20 protein-coding genes and 1 tRNA gene are annotated in these 20,381 nt (G+C 58.1%); 18 read left to right on the forward strand and 3 right to left on the reverse strand.

Annotated features, from left to right (window positions below; genetic code table 11):
* Together VGP75_RS19475 and VGP75_RS19480 are read right to left on the reverse strand one after the other, a co-directional pair.
* Positions 1 to 288 (reverse strand): SCO family protein (locus tag VGP75_RS19475; RefSeq protein ID WP_327545227.1); only part of this gene is annotated, 288 nt, incomplete at its 3' end.
* Between the two features lie 144 nt (positions 289 to 432).
* Entirely contained in the window at positions 433 to 1,167 is a 735-nt protein-coding gene (locus VGP75_RS19480; protein ID WP_327545228.1) for a FadR/GntR family transcriptional regulator, read from the reverse strand.
* Positions 1,168 to 1,239: 72 nt separating this feature from the next.
* Between VGP75_RS19480 and VGP75_RS19485 the strand changes: the two genes are divergently transcribed.
* The 16 genes from VGP75_RS19485 (at position 1,240) to VGP75_RS19560 (ending at position 18,355) form a co-directional block, all read left to right on the forward strand.
* Positions 1,240 to 2,007, forward strand: a complete 768-nt coding sequence (locus VGP75_RS19485) for a DUF2182 domain-containing protein (RefSeq protein WP_327545229.1) — start codon at positions 1,240 to 1,242, stop codon at positions 2,005 to 2,007.
* Between the two features lie 15 nt (positions 2,008 to 2,022).
* Positions 2,023 to 2,733 carry a DUF1326 domain-containing protein gene (locus VGP75_RS19490; RefSeq protein ID WP_327545230.1) on the forward strand — a complete coding sequence of 237 codons (711 nt, stop codon included), beginning with the start codon at positions 2,023 to 2,025 and terminating at the stop codon, positions 2,731 to 2,733.
* On the forward strand, positions 2,730 to 3,236 hold the full coding sequence (locus VGP75_RS19495) for a DinB family protein (protein ID WP_327545231.1): 507 nt from the start codon (positions 2,730 to 2,732) through the stop codon (positions 3,234 to 3,236). Before VGP75_RS19490 ends, VGP75_RS19495 begins: the two co-directional genes overlap by 4 nt.
* On the forward strand, positions 3,236 to 4,336 hold the full coding sequence (locus tag VGP75_RS19500) for a dimethylsulfoniopropionate demethylase (protein WP_327545232.1): 1,101 nt from the start codon (positions 3,236 to 3,238) through the stop codon (positions 4,334 to 4,336). Before VGP75_RS19495 ends, VGP75_RS19500 begins: the two co-directional genes overlap by 1 nt.
* A 103-nt stretch (positions 4,337 to 4,439) precedes the next feature.
* Positions 4,440 to 5,423, forward strand: coding sequence for an acryloyl-CoA reductase (acuI, locus tag VGP75_RS19505; RefSeq protein WP_327545233.1), 984 nt, complete (start codon positions 4,440 to 4,442; stop codon positions 5,421 to 5,423).
* Between the two features lie 268 nt (positions 5,424 to 5,691).
* Entirely contained in the window at positions 5,692 to 6,147 is a 456-nt protein-coding gene (locus VGP75_RS19510) for a universal stress protein (protein ID WP_327545234.1), read from the forward strand.
* Between the two features lie 15 nt (positions 6,148 to 6,162).
* The gene (locus VGP75_RS19515) at positions 6,163 to 7,818 is read left to right on the forward strand and encodes a BCCT family transporter (protein WP_327545235.1); all 1,656 of its coding nucleotides are present in this window, start codon (positions 6,163 to 6,165) and stop codon (positions 7,816 to 7,818) included.
* A gap of 69 nt (positions 7,819 to 7,887) precedes the next feature.
* On the forward strand, positions 7,888 to 9,105 hold the full coding sequence (locus VGP75_RS19520) for an aminotransferase class V-fold PLP-dependent enzyme (protein ID WP_327545236.1): 1,218 nt from the start codon (positions 7,888 to 7,890) through the stop codon (positions 9,103 to 9,105).
* Positions 9,106 to 9,135: 30 nt separating this feature from the next.
* Positions 9,136 to 10,554 carry a cryptochrome/photolyase family protein gene (locus tag VGP75_RS19525; protein WP_327545237.1) on the forward strand — a complete coding sequence of 473 codons (1,419 nt, stop codon included), beginning with the start codon at positions 9,136 to 9,138 and terminating at the stop codon, positions 10,552 to 10,554.
* A 125-nt stretch (positions 10,555 to 10,679) separates the two neighbouring features.
* The gene (locus tag VGP75_RS19530) at positions 10,680 to 11,888 is read left to right on the forward strand and encodes a class I SAM-dependent methyltransferase (protein ID WP_327545238.1); all 1,209 of its coding nucleotides are present in this window, start codon (positions 10,680 to 10,682) and stop codon (positions 11,886 to 11,888) included.
* A gap of 37 nt (positions 11,889 to 11,925) precedes the next feature.
* Complete coding sequence (locus tag VGP75_RS19535; protein WP_327545239.1) at positions 11,926 to 12,369, forward strand: TrgA family protein; 444 nt, start codon at positions 11,926 to 11,928, stop codon at positions 12,367 to 12,369.
* Between the two features lie 3 nt (positions 12,370 to 12,372).
* Positions 12,373 to 13,488, forward strand: coding sequence for an NUDIX domain-containing protein (locus VGP75_RS19540; RefSeq protein WP_327545240.1), 1,116 nt, complete (start codon positions 12,373 to 12,375; stop codon positions 13,486 to 13,488).
* Between the two features lie 68 nt (positions 13,489 to 13,556).
* Complete coding sequence (locus VGP75_RS19545; RefSeq protein ID WP_327545241.1) at positions 13,557 to 14,585, forward strand: cysteine synthase A; 1,029 nt, start codon at positions 13,557 to 13,559, stop codon at positions 14,583 to 14,585.
* Entirely contained in the window at positions 14,582 to 16,984 is a 2,403-nt protein-coding gene (locus tag VGP75_RS19550) for a DUF3772 domain-containing protein (RefSeq protein ID WP_327545242.1), read from the forward strand. Before VGP75_RS19545 ends, VGP75_RS19550 begins: the two co-directional genes overlap by 4 nt.
* A complete protein-coding gene (locus VGP75_RS19555; RefSeq protein WP_327545243.1) occupies positions 16,981 to 17,697 on the forward strand; it encodes an alanyl-tRNA editing protein in 717 nt (238 codons plus the stop codon). The genes VGP75_RS19550 and VGP75_RS19555 overlap by 4 nt, the downstream gene beginning before the upstream one ends.
* A 13-nt stretch (positions 17,698 to 17,710) precedes the next feature.
* Positions 17,711 to 18,355 (forward strand): M35 family metalloendopeptidase, encoded by a 645-nt coding sequence (locus VGP75_RS19560; protein WP_327545246.1) that lies wholly within the window; start codon positions 17,711 to 17,713, stop codon positions 18,353 to 18,355.
* Here VGP75_RS19560 and VGP75_RS19565 read toward each other — a convergent pair.
* Positions 18,352 to 19,497, reverse strand: coding sequence for an AI-2E family transporter (locus VGP75_RS19565; RefSeq protein WP_327545244.1), 1,146 nt, complete (start codon positions 19,495 to 19,497; stop codon positions 18,352 to 18,354). The two genes, VGP75_RS19560 and VGP75_RS19565, sit on opposite strands and share 4 nt — an antisense overlap.
* 128 nt (positions 19,498 to 19,625) lie before the next feature.
* Here VGP75_RS19565 and VGP75_RS19570 point away from each other — a divergent pair.
* Positions 19,626 to 19,715, forward strand: a tRNA-Ser gene (locus tag VGP75_RS19570).
* 148 nt (positions 19,716 to 19,863) lie between these two features.
* Positions 19,864 to 20,381, forward strand: a 518-nt coding sequence (locus VGP75_RS19575; RefSeq protein ID WP_327545245.1) for a tyrosine-type recombinase/integrase, incomplete at its 3' end; no start/stop codon positions are given.

Genomic DNA, 20,381 nt, shown 5'->3' on the forward strand with positions numbered 1-20,381 from the left:
CCCTTGCTCTTCCAGGATATAGGCTGCCTGTGCATTGCGCGCGGAATCCAGCGGGCAAACATCGGGGCAGAATGTGTAGCCGAAATAGACCAGTGTCGGTTTGGTGATCACATCGGCATCCGTTACGGTTTCGCCGGTTTCAGACACCAGTTCGAACGGCCCGCCAATGGCGCTGCCCGCGACGGCTGTGTCGCCACAGGGGGCAGGTGTGTTTTGTGACTGCCATGCATAAACGCCAAGTGCGGCAGCGGCGGCCAGTGTGACAGTTCCGAAGATCGCGGCTTTCATCAAATCCTCCGGTGATGGCGGGCTTTCGTACTTTGGAGCCGTTCTTACCTGTGTTTGTCTTGGATGGACAGCCATGGATCGCGCCAGACATGATCAAAAAACGGTGTGATCAGGGCAGTAAGGTGGATCCTGATCCACCTTACCCTAACCACGCTTGGACTGCCTTTCGGCAATCACATTCTGTGCCAACTCTTGGGTATAGGCCGCCAACGCCGCAAGATGGGCGTCTGCGGCTCCCGCGTCCTGTGCTTCGATCGCATCGGCGATCGACGTATGTAGTGCCACAATCTTTTCGCGTGATCGCGCGCTGAAGGTGATCATATTCATCAACGGCTGCATCGCCTCGACGGCGCCCGCCAGTTGGTAGGACAGCACCGGATTGCCCGCGGCATCCACCAGGGCGCGATGAAACGCGACATCCGAGGCGCAAAAGGCCTCATCCGTCAGACCGGGCTGCAATTGCCGGTGTGCCTCTGCCCGCATTGTCGCAAGGTGGTCGGCGCTGCGCCGTGATGCCGAAAGCGGTGCGCAGGCACGCTCCAGCGCATAGCGCGCCTCGCAGGCGGTCGCAAAGCTGACGTCATTCATCGAGAGCAGCAAGGTAGAGGTGGTAATCTGCTGGCCGTATGCGTCTTCGAACCGTAACCGATTGACAAAGGCGCCACCGGTGGCCCCTCGCTGCGTGCGGATCAGCGATTGTGCCGCCAATCGCTTCAACGCCTCGCGGACAGTGGGGCGCGAGACATCGAACTGCTCGGCCATTTCCGCCTCTGAGGGCAGACGTTCATCCACCGGCAAAGCGCCAGAGATGATCGCGTCGCGGATAGCCTTGGCGATCTGGGCAGAGAGATCTGCGGGGTTGTGCGGGTCAATTTTCATTTGTCAGACAATTAAACGTCTGACATATCTAATGCAAGTCTTGAGTCGCAAACTGGTCCTCGGGAGAGCCGCTTGTCGCATTTGATCAGATCATCGCTTTGGCTGCTCTTTTTCGGCACGATCCTGTTGTCCTGGCTTATGCTCTATATGATGGCGGTCGATATGGACCTTGATCTGCTGGGCCGTCCGGGTCCGATGGGTCAGGCAATGGCCGAGATGGACCCGCGCATGCCGATGGATATGCCGATGGCGCGTTTCGGCCCGCTCTTTGCGATGTGGGCTGTGATGATGGCCGCAATGATGCTGCCCACCTTGGTGCCTACGCTGACCACCTACGAAAAGCTCATGGTCAGCGCCGATGGCACGCGGGCAGGGTGGGTCGGTCTGTTGCTGGGCTACTTCGTTGTCTGGGTGGGCTTTGCTGCCGTGATCGCCGCACTTCAGTTGGCGCTGCTTTTTGGCGGCGTCATCAATATGCTGGGAATTGCGCCGGTCTGGTTCTCCGCTGCCTTGCTGGTCATCGTCGGGGCATTCCAGTTTACCCGCATCAAAGAGGTCTGCCACGGCGTCTGCCACGCGCCGATGACCTATTTTCTGGGACACTGGAAAACCGGTTTCTCCGGCGGTTTGCGCATGGGGATCGGACTGGGCGCATTTTGTGTGGTCTGTTGCTGGGGCTATATGGCGCTGGGGTTTGTGGGCGGCGTGATGAGCCTTGCATGGATGGGTTTGGCAACGCTGCTCATGGTTTTTGAAAAACTGCCCGAAATCGGGCATCGTGTGATCAAGCCTGTCGGCGTGGTCTTGATTGCTGCCGGCCTTGGCTTGGCAATTCTGTAATAGAAGGAACGAGATATGGCTGAAACACAACGTGCACCCGCCGACCGCTTGCCGATTTCGCAGCGCATTGATCAGCGTATGGAAAGCAACCCGTTGCGCCGGAAAATGAAACCGACAGAATGGGCGATCAAGGGTGAGCTGTTTTTGAACTGCTCCTGCACGGTGTTTTGCCCCTGTGTGGTCAGCCTTGGCGCACACCCACCCACTGAAGGGCACTGCCACGCCTGGATGGCCATTGCCATTGACGAGGGGCACTTCGAGGGCGAGGACCTGTCTGGTCTGAACGTCGGTCTGCTGGTCGATATCCCGGGCCGGATGGCCGAAGGCAACTGGAAAGTTGCGGCCTATGTCGATGAACGCTCTACCCAAAAGGCCTACAACGGCCTTTTGCAGATTTTCAGCGGGCAGGCGGGTGGCACCACGGGTCTGTTCACCATGCTTGTCTCCGAGATTATCGGCGCCGAGCGTGAAAAGGTCGAGATTGTGCGCGAAGGCACCAAACGCGGCATCTATATCGGCCGCAAAATTCAGGGCGAGATCGAAATGATGGCGGGCAAGAGCCCTGAACATCCGGTCATGGTCAGCAATTCAAAATACTGGATGGGGCCTGATATCATCGCCGCACAAGGCACCAAGTCGAAGGTCCGCGATTATGGCCGTGTCTGGGATTTCGGCGGTAAATCAGCGGAAATCTGTCCGATTGACTGGAAAGGTCCCAAACCTTGATCACACCCGCATATTGCCAGACAATGGCACGGTACAATGCGTGGCAGAACAAGAGCCTGCGCGCGATGATTGCCGGTATGGACCGCGACGAGCTGTACAAGGATCGCGGGGCATTCTTTGGCTCGATCATGGGTACGCTGAACCATGTGCTTTGGGGGGACACCATCTGGATCAGCCGTTTTGACGGCGGGGTCGGGCCTGATCCGTCAATCAAGGACAGCGTGAATTTCACCCCGACACCCGCTGTTTGGGCCGCCGAGAATTTCCGGATGGATGCGCGGATCAGGCTTTGGGCCGAGCGTGTGCGCGCAATTGATCTGGTGGGTGATCTGGAATGGTACTCCGGTGCCATGGGGTGCCAGATGTCCAAGCCCAAAGCGCTTTGTGTCATGCAGCTTTTCAATCACCAGACCCATCACCGCGGGCAGGTGCATGCGATGCTGACCGCGATGGGTAAACGCCCGAACGATACCGATCTTCCCTTTATGCCCGAGGATATTTGATGGCTGTGATTGCACCTTCGCGCCGTGTGCGGCGTACACCCTTCAGCGATGGCGTCGAGGCCGCCGGGGTCAAGGGATATACCGTCTATAACCATATGCTGCTGCCCACGGTGTTCCGCAGCGTGGTCGAGGATTATCACCACCTGAAGGCTGCCGTGCAGGTCTGGGATGTGGCCTGCGAGCGGCAGGTGGAATTGCGCGGCCCGGATGCCGCGCGCCTGATGCAGATGCTGACGCCGCGCGATTTGCGCGGCATGTTGCCGGGGCAGTGTTTCTATGTGCCGATCGTGGATGAAACCGGTGGTATGCTCAATGATCCGGTGGCGCTGAAACTGACCGAGGACCGCTGGTGGATTTCGATTGCCGACAGTGATCTGCTGTTCTGGGTCAAGGCCTTGGCCTATGGATATCGGTTGGATGTTTTGGTGGATGAGCCGGATATTTCGCCTTTGGCGGTGCAGGGGCCGCTGGCCGATGATCTGATGGCGCGGGTCTTTGGCGATGCGGTGCGTGCGATCAAGTTTTTCCGCTTTGGCTGGTTCGATTTCAACGGCGTCAGCATGGCCGTGGCGCGGTCTGGGTATTCCAAGCAGGGCGGTTTCGAGATTTACGTTGATGGCACGCAGAACGGCATGCCGCTGTGGAACGCGTTGATGGAGGCAGGCAAGGATCTGGATGTCTACGCAGGTTGCCCCAATCTGATCGAGCGGATCGAAGGCGGGCTTTTGTCCTATGGGAATGATATGACCCGCGAGAACACACCGCATGAATGCGGGCTTGGCCGGTTCTGCTCAACCCAGACCGCGATTGGCTGTGTGGGGCGCGATGCGCTCTTGCGGGTGGCCAAAGAGGGGCCGACGCAGCAGATCCGCGCGATCGCGATCTCGGGCGAGATTCCGGTGTGCAATCAGGTCTGGCCATTGATCGCCAAGGGCAAGAAGGTGGGCCAGATCACATCGGCTGCGGCATCGCCTGATTACGGAACCAATGTTGCCATTGGCATGGTCCGTATGACGCATTGGGACGAAGGCACGCAACTCGAAGTGCAGACACAGGATGGCCCGCGCGTGGCCACCGTGCACGAGAAATTCTGGATCTAGGCCTGGTCGCTGCGTCGGAGCCTCCGGCGGAAGTTTGAAGAGACATGGAAAGTGGGGGGACGCTGCCCCTGAAATGAGAGGCCCCGAAATGAAAGGAATGACGATGTTTAAAGCTTTGATGGTCGAAAAGGATGCAGAAGGGAAAACCAGCGCATCTGTGCAAGAGCTGTCGCTGGAACAGTTGCCCGAAGGTGATGTGACGGTGGCTGTTGAATATTCGACCGTGAACTACAAGGACGGGCTTTGCATCGGGCCGGGCGGTGGGTTGGTGCGCAATTATCCCCATGTGCCGGGCATTGATATGGCGGGCACTGTCGCGGCGTCGGATGATCCGCGCTATCAGCCCGGTGACAAGGTTGTGTTGACCGGCTGGCGCGTGGGCGAGGCTTATTGGGGCGGGTATTCCCAAAAGGCGCGGGTGAAAGCCGATTGGCTGGTTCCATTGCCAGAAGGTCTTGATACACGTCAGGCGATGGCGGTGGGCACAGCGGGCTTTACGGCGATGCTGGCGGTGATGGCGCTTGAGGATCACGGGATCAAGGATGGTCCGGTCCTCGTCACAGGTGCGGCAGGCGGTGTTGGATCCGTTGCAACCGCGATCCTGGCCAATCTGGGCCATGAGGTTGCAGCGGTAACAGGGCGGCCCGAAACGGCCGATTATCTGAAATCTCTTGGTGCGACACAGATCGTGCCCCGCGAAGAGATCAACGCAATCACCCGGCGCCCGCTGGAGGCCGAGACCTGGGGCGGTTGTGTCGATGCCGTCGGTGGCGAGATGCTGGCGCGCGTGTTGGGGCAGATGAAATACGGGGCATCGGTTGCGGCGGTCGGTCTGGCGGGCGGGGCCGGATTGCCTGCATCTGTCATCCCGTTCCTGCTGCGTGGTGTGAACCTTTTGGGGATCGACAGTGTGATGCAACCCTATGACAACCGCGTCCGCGCGTGGGCGCGCATTGCCAAGGATTTGCCGATGGACAAGCTCGAGGCGATGATCCAGCCCGCGACGCTGTCAGACCTGCCAGCACTTGGTGCTGGCATCTTGCAAGGGCAGGTAAAGGGCCGTGTTGTGGTAGACGTGAACGCCTGACCCAGCCCAAAAACCCCTAAATCAGCGAGGCCGCCGGAATTTTTTTTGGCGGCTTTTTTGTGTTTCATGGCAGGGGTTTGGCGCAAATTTTGCCGCAGTATTGGCGGCAAATGCAGGCGAATGTCCGGTCATGTGGTTGTTTCACAGGGAGCGGACTTGTTAGGCATGGTGTAAGAACGGGGGCCAAAACCCTGTCTTTGAAGATGAATATCCGGGCCGTTTGCCTGCGTGATGGTGCGTGTGTCAACGCCCGGAAAAGGAGGGGACGATGTATAGAAAAATCGTTGTGCCGATTGATTTGGCACATGTGGACCGGATGGAAGGCGCGATCGCGATGGCGGCCGATCTGGCGAAACTTTACGGGGCAACCGTGTGTTATCTGGGGGCGACAACGCCAACGCCGTCCTCGGTTGCGCATACCCCCGAGGAATACAAACAAAAGCTTGCAGATTTCGCCGAGAATGAAGCCCGAGCGCATGGTCAGGATGTCACGACCCATGTGATCCTGTCCCATGACCCGACTGCTACGCTGGACGATGATCTGGTGAAGGCTGTGGATGAAATGGGTGCCGATCTCGTGGTGATGGCGACACATGTGCCGCATATCGGGGACCGGATATGGGCCTCGAATGGCGGCAATCTGGCCCGCCGCACCAAGGCATCGGTTTGCCTCGTGCGCGCGACCGGTGAGGCCAGCGCCCGCAACAACAAGACGGAACAATAAGAAGGAAGCCAAGTTATGGCGACGCAAGACGAAACCGATATGGGCATTCCGTTACCGGAAGGTGCCTCGGATATGATTGATACCGATTACACAATCGGTCAGGACAATATTGAAACGCAGATCGGGCCTTTCGGGCTTGATATTCACAACCCCGTCTTTCTGATTTCGGGGCTTTCCGTGGTGATCTTTGTGCTTTACGCGCTGATCGCCCCTGCGCAGGCGGCAGAGTTCTTTGGCTGGCTGCGGCCCGCTTTGACGTCGACGTTTGACGGGTTTTTCCTGACGGCGGCGAATATTTTTGTGATTTTCTGTCTGCTGCTCATCGTGTCGCCCTACGGATCGGTCCGTCTGGGTGGGGCAGACGCCACACCGGATTACGGCTATCTTGGCTGGTTTGCGATGCTTTTTGCGGCCGGCATGGGCATTGGCCTGATGTTCTTTGGCGTGCTTGAGCCTGCTTACTACTTTGGCACGCCTTGGGGCGACGAACCTTTGGGCACTGTCCGTCCCTTTGCCGAGGACGGCACCCTGATTGCCGCCAACGTGGAGGAGGCCAAGCGGATGGCGCTGGCGGCGACCTCATATCACTGGGCGCTGCATCCTTGGGCGATTTATGCGGTCGTTGCGCTCGCGCTTGCGCTGTTCAGCTATAACAAGGGCCTGCCGCTTTCGATCCGTTCGGCCTTTTATCCGATACTTGGCGAACGCGTCTGGGGCTGGTGGGGCCATGTGATCGACATCGTTGCCGTTTTTGCCACGCTTTTTGGTCTTGCGACGTCGCTAGGCTTGGGTGCGCAGCAGGCGAATGCCGGTCTTGAGTATGTTTATGGCATTCCCAGCAGCGTAACGGCGCAGGTTGTCTTGATCGTTTTGATCACGCTTCTGGCGCTGATTTCGGTTCTCCGGGGTCTTGATGGCGGGGTGAAAGTCCTGTCCGAGATCAACATGGTGCTGGCGATCGGGCTATTGCTCTTTGTGCTGTTCACCGCCGGTGCGGTTGGTATCTTTACCGACTTCTTTGCGACGCTTATGGCCTACGGTCACGAAATCCTGCCGCTCTCCAACCCGATCGGGCGGTCTGATGACGGATATCGTGAAGGCTGGACCGCGTTTTATTGGGCGTGGTGGATCAGCTGGTCGCCATTTGTCGGCATGTTCATCGCGCGTGTGTCGCGCGGACGCACTGTACGTGAATTCCTGACGTGCGTTTTGATCATCCCGTCACTGGTTTGCATCTTCTGGATGACTGTCTTTGGCGGCACGGCGATCAACGACATGATCGCCAATGTTGATGCCAGCGCGGTGAAGGCCAATGTGATTGACACCTATAGTCCGGAACTGTCGCTCTTTGCGATGTTGGACAGCCTGCCATTGGCGTCGATTACCTCGACCCTCGGCATCATTCTGGTCATCGTGTTCTTTGTGACGTCCTCTGACAGCGGCAGCCTTGTGATCGACACGATCACAGCCGGTGGCAAGATCGACGCGCCGGTGCCGCAGCGTGTGTTTTGGTGTACCTTTGAGGGGCTCGTGGCGATTGCGCTATTGATCGGGGGTGGCCTTGGATCGCTACAGGCGATGGTGATCTCGACCGGACTGCCGTTTACAATTGTCCTTCTTTTGATGTGTTTTGCCATCTTCCGTGGCTTGCAAAGCGAATTGAGGGCCTGACACGGCTTAATCCGAAAATGATTGGCTCTGGTGCTTGCGCATCGGGGCCTTTTTCGTATCCATATGCGCATGACACTAGATATCGCATGGGTGCGCACCCAATTCCCCGCCTTTGACCAGCCTGCATTGCACGGGAAGGCCTTTTTTGAAAACGCGGGCGGGTCTTATACCTGCCGTCAGGTGATTGACCGCCTGTACCGCTTCTACACCGAACGCAAAGTGCAGCCCTATGCGCCTTATGCCGCGTCGCGCCTGGGTGGCGAGGAGATGGACGAGGCGCGCAGGCGCTTGGCGGAAATGCTGGGGGTTGCCACGCATGAGGTGTCCTTTGGGCCCTCGACCACGCAGAACACCTATGTGCTGGCGCAGGCCGTGCGCAAATGGATCAAACCGAGCCAGAGCATTGTTGTGACCAATCAGGACCATGAGGCCAATAGCGGCCCGTGGCGGCGGTTGGCTGAGGATGGCGTCAATATCCTTGAGTGGCAGATTGATCCCGAGACGGGAGAGTTGCACCATGAGGACCTTGCCAAGCTCTTGGAGCAGGATGTGGCGCTTGTTGTGTTCCCGCATTGCTCGAACGTGGTGGGTGCAATCAATGATGTGGCTGGCATCTGCGCCTTGGCGAAATCTGCGCGCGCGCGGACCTGTGTGGATGGCGTATCCTATGCGCCGCATGGTTTCGCGGATGTGGGCGCGCTTGGATGCGATGTCTATCTGTTCAGTGCTTACAAGACCTACGGCCCCCATCAAGGCATTATGGTGATCCGCGAGGAGTGGGGCATGGAGCTGCCCAATCAGGGGCACCATTTCAACGGAGACAGCCTTTACAAGCGGTTCACGCCTGCGGGTCCTGACCATGCGCAGGTCGCAGCCAGTGCGGGGATGGCGGATTATCTTGAGGCGCTGTCTGCGCATCATGGTGGTGGAACAGGGGCCGCGGCTGCGCGCAAATCCCATGATCTGATGCGCGATCACGAGGTGGCCCTGTTGCAGCCCTTGCTGGATTACGTCTCGGCGAAAAACTCGGTACGGCTTATCGGTCCTGCGGACGCTCTGCGCCGCGCGCCCACCGTTGCGATGGCCTTGGAGGCGGATGCAGGAGAGACGGCAGCGAAACTTGCGCCGCATGGGATTATGGCCGGTGGCGGTGATTTCTACGCGCAGCGTCCGTTGTCCGCAGTCGGGGTGGACCCTGCCAAAGGCGTGCTGCGGGTCAGTTTCGTGCATTACACCACCAAAGACGAGGTTGACGCGCTGATGGAGGCGCTAGATCAGGTGCTATAAAGCAGGCAAGCCGTCCTGCGCGGAGGTCTGATGAGCAAATCCCCCATTCTGATGTGGTTCCGGCGCGATCTGCGCCTTGGCGATCATGAGGCGTTGTCGGCTGCCGTTGCCGCAGGTCATCCGGTTATACCGGTGTTTATCCATGATGAGCTGACCGAGGCGCTTGGCGCTGCGCCAAAGATGCGCTTGGGTCTGTCGGTGGGTGATCTGGCGAAGTCCTTGCAGGAAAAAGGCAGCCGTTTGATCCTGCGCCGTGGGGAGGCGCTGACGGTGTTGCGCGATCTGATTGCCGAGACAGGGGCAGGGGCCGTCTACTGGTCGCGGATGTATGATCCGGCGCACCGCGCGCGCGATACCGCAGTAAAGGCAGCGTTGAAAGAGGACGGTGTCGAGGCGCAGAGCTTCACAGGCCATGTCTTGTTCGAGCCTTGGACGGTCGCGACGAAAACCGGCGGGTTCTACAAAGTCTATACGCCGATGTGGAAATCGGTACGGGACAACAAGGTGCCTGACGCACTGCCAACCCCCGCAAAGGTCCCCGCACCTGACAGCTGGCCCGCCTCGGATAATCTGGCAGACTGGCGCATGGGCGCTGCCATGCAGCGCGGTGCAGATATTCTGACATCGCATTGCACCGTGGGTGAAACGGCCGCGTCGCACCGTTTGGGCGCGTTTATTGCCAATAATGTCGCCAATTACGTCAAGAACCGTGATCTGCCGTCGGTCGATGGCACCTCGGGGCTGTCGGAAAACCTGACCTACGGCGAAATCAGCCCGCGCAAATGCTGGCACGCGGGCTGGCGCGCGCTGCATGACGGCAAGGGCGATGCCGAGACATTCCTAAAAGAACTGGTCTGGCGCGAGTTTGCCTATCATCTGGCCTTTCACACGCCGCGGATTACATCGGGCAACTGGAAAGAGGACTGGGACGCCTTTCCGTGGAACACCGACGAAGGGCTGGCCGAGGTGAAGGCTTGGAAGCAAGCGCGCACCGGTATTCGTTTTGTCGATGCCGCCATGCGCGAGATGTATGTGACCGGGCGGATGCATAACCGTGGCCGGATGATTGTGGCATCCTATCTGACTAAGCACCTTTTGTGTCACTGGAAGATCGGGCTGGATTGGTTTGCCGATTGCCTGATCGACTGGGACCCGTGCAGCAATGCAATGGGCTGGCAGTGGTCGGCAGGGTCTGGGCCGGATGCGACGCCCTATTTTCGCGTGTTCAATCCGGTGACGCAGTTGGACAAATTCGACAAGGATCGCGCATACGTCAAGAAATGGATTGCCGAAGGCACCAAGACGCCAAGCGCGACAGCTTTGTCCTATTATGATATGATACCTGTCATTTGGGGCATGACGGCGCAGGACCGCTACCCCGATCCGATTGTTTCGGCAGATGTGGGTCGCAAACGTGCGCTTGATGCCTATCAGGACCGTGGTTTCTGATTGCCCCAAGGTCAGTTGAAACTTTTTTGAACGTTCTCCGTGACTTCACCGTATCAAAGGTTAATTTGGGTACAGACAGGCCGCGCAAACTGCCCGAGTGCCAGAGACGACGACAGGAAGAAAATATGATCTTAACGAGTACAGACGGCCAAACCGGTCTGCCCCGCTATTTTGCGCGGGTATTTGATCAGGTAAAAGACCTCCAGAAAGGCCGCGTTGATATCATTCTGCCCGATGGGCGCCATTTCCGTGCCGAAGGCGCGAAGCCCGGCTATGTCGCAGAGGTGCACGTGCACAATGCCGATCTTTTCGCGCGGACGGTACGCGAAGGCGATATGGGGTTTTCCGAGGCCTATATGGATGGCTGGTGGACCACCCCCGATCTGATGGCGGTCATGGATTTCATGCATGATGAAGCCGATCACATCTATGACGGCTTTCCTGCGCAAAAACTGATCCGCTTTTATGAGCGCGTCCGGTTCTGGATGCAGCGCAACTCGAAAACACAGGCACGCAAGAACATCAGCTATCATTACGATCTTGGGAATGATTTTTACGGGCTCTGGCTCGATGATACGATGACCTATTCCTCGGCGATTTTCGAGACAGGACAGGAAAGTACGGAAGCTGCCCAAATTGCCAAATACGCCAGCATGGTCGACCAGATGGGGGCCAAGGCGGGCGATCATGTGCTTGAGATCGGCTGTGGCTGGGGCGGGTTTGCCGAATATGCTGCCAAGGAACGCGGGATCAAGGTGACTGGCTTGACGATCAGTCAGGAACAGCATGATTTTGCCGTGGCGCGGATGGCCAAGGCCGGTCTGTCCGACATGGTCGAGATCAAAATGCAGGATTACCGCGACGAAACAGGCCTTTACGATGGGATCGCCAGCATCGAAATGTTCGAAGCCGTCGGTGAACAATACTGGCCCAAGTACTTTGAAACGGTGCGTGAACGCCTCAAACCGGGCAAACACGCAACACTTCAGATCATCACTGTCAAAGACGAGCGCTGGGAGAGTTACCGCAAGGGCGTGGACTTTATACAGAAGTACATCTTCCCCGGAGGTATGCTGCCGAGCCCGACTGTTTTGCGCCAAGAAGTTGAAAAAGCGGGATTAAATGTCAAAGGCTCGATTGAATTCGGCAAGAGCTACGCGCTGACGCTGCGCCGCTGGCACGAGACATTCAACGAAAAGTGGGATCAGGTTGCCGCTTTGGGCTTTGACGCGCGTTTCAAGCGGATGTGGGATTTTTATCTGACCTCTTGTGCCGCGACATTTGATAGCAGAAACTGCGACGTAACGCAGATTACCGTGACGCGGCCAGGCTAACGCAGGGTCGTGCGCGCCAAGAGAGAGGACGCATGACATGCCGACCGCTGGACGTCTTGCAGGTGCAGTTATCTTTGGCTTGTTTGGTTGGTACCTAGCGGGCCTGACGATCCCTTTCTTTCCCGAGGCGAACGCGCCGACCTTCTGGCTTCCGGTGGTCAGCTTTATCGGCCTCGTGGTCGGGTGGCGGGTCTGCGGCAGCCGTGCCGGAAACGGGTATAACCCGGCGGTAGGCATCGGGATTACCAGTGGCGCAGCGATTGCCTTCTGCGCGCTTTTTGCGCTGTCTTTCAATCAGATGATCTCGAATGCGCTGCGCAACCGATATAACGACGGAACGATGGAGGCGGTGATCGATATCTTCAACCAGATGATCGACTACGCAATCATGTTCACTGATGTGACCCTGATTGCCACGGTCCTGATCGGCGGTATCGTTTGTGCATGGATTACCGAATTCTTCGGTCAGCGTTTCCCCTAGGATATGGATCTATTTGTTTACGGGACATTACGGTCCCATGATTTGATGGCCGCCGTGTCCGGTGGTCCGGCGCGCGGTACTGTGCCGGCAGAGCTCGCGGGTTACGGCGTCTTTCCACTGGGCGGGAATGTAGTGCCTTTCATTGCGCCGCAGGTTGGCGCAACGGCGCAGGGGCTGGTCTATGAAGGTCTGGATGATCGGCAAATGGCGCGCCTTGATCTTTATGAGGGCGCTTTCGGCTACCGTCTGGTGACGGTCGATGTGATCACAACAGTGGGTCCGCGTGCTGTGCAGTGCTATCTGCCCCCCGATGAGGCCGCACCCGGTGTCGGCACATGGTCGCTGGAGGCGTGGGAGGCGGATCACCTTGCACCTGCGGTGCTTGCCGCAACAGAGCTGTTTTCCTATGACCCGCTGCCTTCGTTTGCGGCGGCACGCGCGATGTGGCCGATGATTGAGGCGCGGGCGTGGTCCAAATATCGCGCCAAAGCAGCCCCTGCCACGCGTCGCTTCGTGCCTGAACCTGCGGATTTCCAAATTACGGGCGCGCGCACTCCGCAGGGCCGGTTTTTTCGCTTCGAAAGCGTCGATGTCAGGCATCGCAAATTTACGGGCGGACAGTCGGACGTTTTGGTGCGCGAGGGGTTTATCGGGACAGATGCCGCCGTTGTCCTGCCTTACGATCCGGTACGCGACAGGGTGCTGTTGGTCGAGCAGGCCCGTCTGGGCCCGCGCCTGCGCCACGACGCGAACCCGTGGATGTTAGAACCTGTCGCAGGCATCGTCGATGCGCGCGAGACGCCACAGGCGGCGGCGTTGCGTGAATGCGAGGAAGAGGCGGGTGTGATCGTCACCAAGCTGGAAGAGGCGGGGGCGTTTTATGTCTCACCCGGGGCCAGCACGGATTATTTCTATACCTTTGTGGGGCTGTGCGATCTGCCGCAAACTGAGGCCTATCTGGGCGGGTTGGACGATGAGGCGGAGGATCTCAGGCTGCATCCGATGGCATTCGACGATGCTCTGGCCCTTGCTGACAGCGGGGAAATCGCGACCGGTCCGGCACTCTTTCTGCTCTACTGGATATTGCGCCACAAAGCGCGCCTGCTGGGCGCTGCCTGACCTTGAGTTTGCTTGAAGTTAGGCCTTCGCAGCCCTACACAGAGAGGAATAGATGAAAGGGCCGTGGAATGACAATTAAGACCGATCTTGCAGATGCCGTAGGAAACACGCCCCTGATCAAACTCCGAGCCGCCTCTGAGGCGACGGGATGCACCATTCTGGGCAAGGCCGAATTCCTGAACCCCGGCCAATCGGTCAAAGACCGCGCCGCCCTTTTCATGATCAAGGATGCGATCGCACGCGGTGATCTGAAACCCGGTGGCACGATCGTCGAGGGAACCGCAGGAAATACAGGCATCGGCCTTGCGCTTGTGGGTGCTTCGATGGGGTTCAAGACCGTCATTGTTATTCCTGAAACGCAAAGTCAGGAAAAGAAGGACATGATCCGCGTGGCCGGTGCGCAATTGGTCGAAGTGCCGGCGGTGCCTTATGCGAACCCAAATAACTATGTGAAATATTCGGCCCGGTTGGCGGCTGCGTTGAATGAAACCGAACCCAATGGTGCTGTCTGGGCGAACCAGTTCGACAATACCGCCAACAGGCAGGCCCATGTCGAAACGACGGCGCCCGAAATCTGGGAACAGACAGACGGCAAGGTGGACGGGTTTACCTGCGCCTGCGGTTCTGGCGGTACATTGGCCGGTGTCGGGCAGGTGTTGCAGGCCAAAGGCGTCAAGGTCGGCCTGTCTGATCCGGACGGATCGGGGCTCTACAAGCTTTACACAGGCCAGGTTCCACCGGCGGGCGATTCCATTACCGAAGGGATCGGGCAGGGGCGGATCACCGCAAACCTTGAGGGCTTTACCCCTGATTTTGCGTATAAAATCCCCGATGCTGAAGCGCTGCCGATTGTTTTTGATCTCTTGCAGCACGAAGGCCTGTGCATGGGCGGTTCGACCGGTATCAACATCGCGGGTGCGATCCGGCTCGCGCGCGAAATGGGGCCGGGGCATACGATCGTGACGATCCTGTGTGACTATGGCACGCGCTATCAGTCCAAGATTTTCAACCCCGCTTTCCTGCGCGGCAAGGGCCTTCCGTTTCCATCATGGATGGAGCAGGAGGTGAATGTGCCCGAGGTCTTTGAAGCTGTATGATACGGGTCCTTGCGGCAGTTTTTCTGATCGGTCTCCTTGCTGTTTTGCAGCCTGCAAGCGCCGTTGCACAAGAGACGCCACAAGCGGATACGCAGGCTGAAACTGAAAGCGATGCACCGGCCGAGACAGTTCCTGTTGCGCAGCCGCCATTACCTGCCGCTATGCCCACAGAGGTGGGCGCCGAGGACACGGCAAGCTTTGAACGACTTGCGCTGCGCGCAGAGAGCCTTGCCGGTCGTGCTGATGCTTCTATGTTTGCAATCAGCAGGTTACGTGCCGAACTTGTTGTTTGGCGGGATCGTTTTTTAGCACAGACCAACGTGAATGCTGGTCGCATTGCGACAGTCGACGCACAGATCGCCGCACTTGGCGCTATGCCTGAAAGCGGTGAAGAAAACCCCGCCGTTGCCGCCCGCCGTGCCGCACTGACGACCCAGCGCAATGCGCTTGAGGCGCCACGTTTGCTCGCACAAGAGGCCTATGCCCGCGCGAATGGCCTGATCGGTGAATTCGACGCAATGTCGCTACAGCGACAGACCGATGAACTATCGGTGCGGGGGCCGTCGCCCCTGAACCCCGCTTATATCGGTGCGGCGGTTGCGGCTCTCTGGCAGCTTGTCGATATCGTCGGTATCGAGATTGTGACCGGTTTCAACGTCCGGCGTGAAAGCGGTGCGCTGAGCCGCGATTTGCCTCGGGTGTTGTTACTGTTGGTTGTTGGCATTGGGTTACTGAGTTTTGGGCGTGGTTTTGTGACGCGCTGGCGTATGTCTTTGACGACAAGACAGGGACGTTGGCATCCTATAACGGTATTTGTGGCGTCACTGATCCAGATTGCGGTGCCGATGCTGGGGCTTCTGGCGCTGACCGAAGCGTTGCAGGCGCTTGATATCTTCGGTCTGCGCGGCGGCGATATTCTGGAGGCGGTCCCGCTGGCGGGGTCATACGTGATTTTCGGCTGGTGGTTGTCGCGGCTTGTTTTTCCGTTGGGCGAACACCCGGGATATTTTGGCTATGATGCGCAAACACGTGCCTCAGGACGGCGGGCCAGCACCGCGCTAGCTTGGGTCATGGCTTTCGGGACGTTGGCCCAAGCAGGGTTTCGGACTTTGGATATGTCTCAGGGGGCTGCGGCTGCTTTCGCGTGGCCTATCCTTGTCGTTCTGGGTCTTCTCTTCTGGCGCCTGGGCCGTGTGATACGTACCAAACCCGAACAAAGGGAAGATACCATCGTATCGGCGGGGCGTATGCGCAACCTGGTCGGGCGCTTTGCGACAGTCGTGGCGATCGTTGCCCCTGTGATTGCGGGGTTCGGATATATTGCGGCGGGCATTGCTATTCTGGGACCATCCATCGTTTCTGTCGCACTCATTGCTGTGCTGTTTTTGCTGCAACAGATTGTGACCGAGCTGACACAACCTCCTGGCGATGGCGAAGACATGCGCGGCATTCAGGCGCTTATTCCGGTCATGGTCAGCTTTGCTCTCTATATGGTCAGCTTACCCGTTTTTGCACTGATCTGGGGGGCGCGGGTTGATGATCTGACCGAAATCTGGGCCCGTTTCCGCGAAGGTTTTTCAATTGGCGAAAGCCGCATTTCGCCGACGGATTTCCTCACCTTCGCGATTGTTTTTGCGGTAGGCTATCTGTTGACCCGCTTCATCCAAGGCACCTTGCGGCGCACGGTGCTGCCGCGCACGCGGCTTGATCTGGGCGGGCAAAACGCGATCGTCGCGGGCTTTGGCTATGTGGGCATCATGCTGGCCGCGATTATCGCGATCACCACGGCAGGCATTGATCTGTCGAACCTCGCAATTGTGGCAGGTGCTTTGTCCGTGGGCATCGGTTTTGGTCTGCAGAATATCGTCTCGAACTTTGTTTCGGGGATTATCTTGCTGATCGAACGCCCTGTCAGTGAGGGCGACTGGATCGAAGTGGGCAATCAAATGGGATATGTGCGGTCGATTTCTGTGCGTTCGACGCGGATCGAAACGTTTGACCGGACCGATGTGATCATTCCGAACGCTGATCTGGTGAGCGGGCAGGTGACGAACTGGACCCGCGGTAATCTGGTGGGCCGCGTGATCGTGCCTGTTGGCGTGGCCTACGGGACGGATACCGACAAGGTGTCGGACATCCTGCGCGGCATTGCCGAGGCGCATCCGCAGGTCGTCATGTCGCCGCCGCCTGCCGTCTTGTTTATGGGTTTCGGCGCGGACTCTCTTGATTTCGAAATCCGTGCGATCCTGCGTGACGTGAACTATGTCGTGGTCGTCAAATCTGAAATGAACCACGCGATCGCCAAGGCCTTTGCCAAAGAGGGCATCGAAATACCCTTTGCCCAGCGTGATATATGGCTGCGCAACCCCGAAGTTTTGAAGGACACGACGATACCATGACTGACCTGCTGTTCCGTAAAGATGCCTATGCCCGCGAAGCCATTGGCACCGTCAAAGCGATTACGACGGAAGGCGGTATCGTGCTGGATGGAACGCTCTTTTACCCCACATCCGGCGGGCAGCCGGGGGATAGCGGGACACTGCGCTGGAAAGGCGGCGAGATCGAGATCGCCACGACTGTCAAAGGTGACGGGGATGATGTTGTCCTGATCCCGGCGGAACCTGCCGGTCTGCCAAGCATCGGCCAAGGGGTGACGCAGGTGTTGAACTGGGATCGCCGTTTGCGTCACATGCGGGTGCATACCGCGCTGCATCTGCTGTCTGTCGTAATCCCGCTGCCGGTGTCGGGTGGCTCTATCGGGACCGATAAAGGCCGTCTGGATTTCGATATGCCCGAGGCGCCAGAGGACAAAGACGCGCTCGAGGCAGACCTGAACCGTCTGATTGCGTGCAATATGGATGTGACCGAGGAATGGATCACGGATGTGGAGCTTGATGCGCAGCCCGATCTGGTGAAAACGATGTCTGTCCAGCCACCGCGCGGCAGCGGACAGATCCGCCTTGTGCGGATCGGCGTGGGCGAAGAAACCGCCGATTTGCAGCCTTGCGGTGGCACCCATGTCGCCAACACCGAAGAGATCGGGCGCGTGCGGATCGGCAAGATCGAAAAGAAGGGCCGCCAGAACCGGCGTGTCTATTTGCATCTGGAGTAGGCCTTTGCTGCGTGTGATACCCCTCTTGATCGTGATGCTCTGCGCGGGCCTTCCAGCGGCGGCCGAAACGCGCCATCCGGGCTGCACCATGGAAGAGGCCAAAGTCGTTGACGCGGCCATTGCCACTGCCAAGGACCTCACGCTCAAGGCCGCAGTGGCGGTGGGCGACACATCCGATTATCAACGCTGGTTCGGCACTTATTCGCAGGCCAACGCCGAGCGCGTCCGTGCCAGCCTGAAATCAGTGGTGACAGCGTTGCGGGGTGGTGCGGTGACCGCACAATGTGATGCGGCCACCGATGACGGATGCAGGGCGGGCGAATATGCCTGGGTCTTTGCCAACCAACCCTACCTGATGCATCTTTGCCCGGCATTTTTCACATTGCCTCCCCTGACAGCGCTGAGGCCCGGCGACCGCCGCTCGAACAACGGGACGCGTGAGGGGACGATCGTGCATGAGGTGTCGCATTTCCTGCATGTCGCCAATACCGAGGATCATTGCTATTCGCGCACCGAATGTTCGCGGATGGCGCAAAGGGATGCGCGCCGCGCGATCGAGAACGCGGATAGCTATCAGTATTTCACCGAGGACGTAACCTATTATGCGCGTCAGCCGATCGGGGAAAAACCCCCGCCTGCGATGCGCTCTGATCGCTAGTCGCGCTTGATGTCCTGTCCGAAAAGATCGCGCTCGATCGGCTGATCCAGCATTCTTTCGGATTCCGGCAAGCCCTCACGCGACAAAAGGACAGCAAAGGGGCGCAGGTTGGGAACATGGCTACACACCACCAACAACATCACCATAATCGGCACCGACAGGAACATGCCGGGGATGCCCCAGACCGCCCCCCAGAAGGCCAAAGACAGGATGATCCCGAAGGATGAGAGCCGCAGCGCGCGGCCCATCAGCATCGGGTCGATGATGCTGCCGTTCACGAACTGAATGATGCCCGCGATCACGAAAACCGCGAGTGTGGTTGACCCGTCTCCAAGCTCGACCTGGGCGACCAGAGTGATCAGCGCGGTTGCCACGATAGAGCCGATGTTGGGAATGAAGTTGAGAACGAATGTGATGATGCCAAGGGATGTTGCCAGCCCCAGCCCGAAGGCCTGCGCCAGGACAAAGACCATCGCACCGGTAATTGCGCTGATTAATGTCTTGACCAGCAGGTAATAGTTCACCCTGTGGATGATGGATCCGATGATTTTGGCAACACGTTCTGCCTGTGCTTCGTCACCGACAAGGCTGAGAAGTTTGGTTTCAAACCATATGCGCTCGGCGAACAGAAACCCGACAAAAAGGATAATTAGCACGGTGCCTTGTGTCAGGCCGCTGGCCTGACTTGCTGCCCCGCGCAGATAACTGGACATTTCAACCGAACGCATGGCGTTGAAAACGGCCTGCTGGCTGTCCTCGCCCAGCCACGCAAACATCGCGGCGACGGCCGCGGGAGCGCGTTCTGCGTAGGACAATGTCAAGACAAGCACAGTATTGATTTGGGACAGAAGGATAGAGCTTAGCGACAGCAAAGCCGCTGCGATCAGGACCATGGCCACGATGCTGGCCAATGCGTTGGGAATACGAAATGGCCCGATCCGCTGCCGCGCAATGAAATTGATAACATCACTTGTCAGGCTGAAAAGAATGATCGCTGTGGCCAGTGAAATCAGCACAAAGCGCGCCTGCACCAGCAAGAAAAGCACGACCGCAAAGGCGATAATCAACAACGCACCGGTTTGCAGACGTGTCGTTTCGCTGGGCCGTTCGGATTTGCCGGTTTTAGGTGGATCATGCAGCATGCGTGGCGTCGCCTCTATCTCGAACGCTTCATTTGTAGGGTGCAGTCAGGGTTGAGGTAAAGGGGGCTCACAAACATATGTATAGGGTCTTGCAAAAGGGGTAGGGTTAGGGCTAAACCGCGCTCCACGGACAGGTGGCCGAGTGGTCGAAGGCGCACGCCTGGAAAGTGTGTAGGCGGGAGACCGTCTCCAGGGTTCGAATCCCTGTCTGTCCGCCACTTCCCCATTTTGAGCAATTTCGCTAGGTCACCTTGGGTGGCCTTTTTGCTTTTTTTATTGGGTGTTTTGCCAATTGTCGTTGGTGTTGAGTTTTCTTCGATGGTGTCTATATTCGTTCCCTGAGTGGTATTGAATGTGGTATTTTAGATGGCCCTATCTGGTAAACTGACAAAGAAGCTTGTCGAGAATCTTGGCGCGGGGCGGCATGGTGATGGCAACGGATTGTATCTGGTGGTTGATCCATCGGGCGCACGGCGTTGGATTGTGCGCGTGGTTGTCAAAGGGTCCAAGAATAAGAAGGGCGCGCCGTTGCGCACTGACTTTGGCTTGGGCGGGGCGGATATTGTCACAATCAACCAAGCGCGTGAACGTGCGCTAGAGTATCGTCGGATGGCCAAGCAAGGACTGAACCCCCGTTTCAACGCCCAGCGCGAAATCCCGACATTCGAAGAATTTGCACAACAGGTCCACATCGAGCGGATGCCAACTTGGAAGAATGCTAAGCATGGCCAGCAATGGATCAACACTTTGCGAGACTATGCTTTCCCAAAAATTGGGCGGATGCCGCTAGATAGTATCGACCAGCCCGAAGTTATGATGTGCCTGTCGCCAATCTGGACGGAAAAGCACGAAACTGCCAAACGGCTTGCCCAGCGTATCAAGAC

The organism is Yoonia sp., from assembly GCF_036007805.1.
Taxonomy (GTDB): Bacteria; Pseudomonadota; Alphaproteobacteria; order Rhodobacterales; family Rhodobacteraceae; genus Yoonia.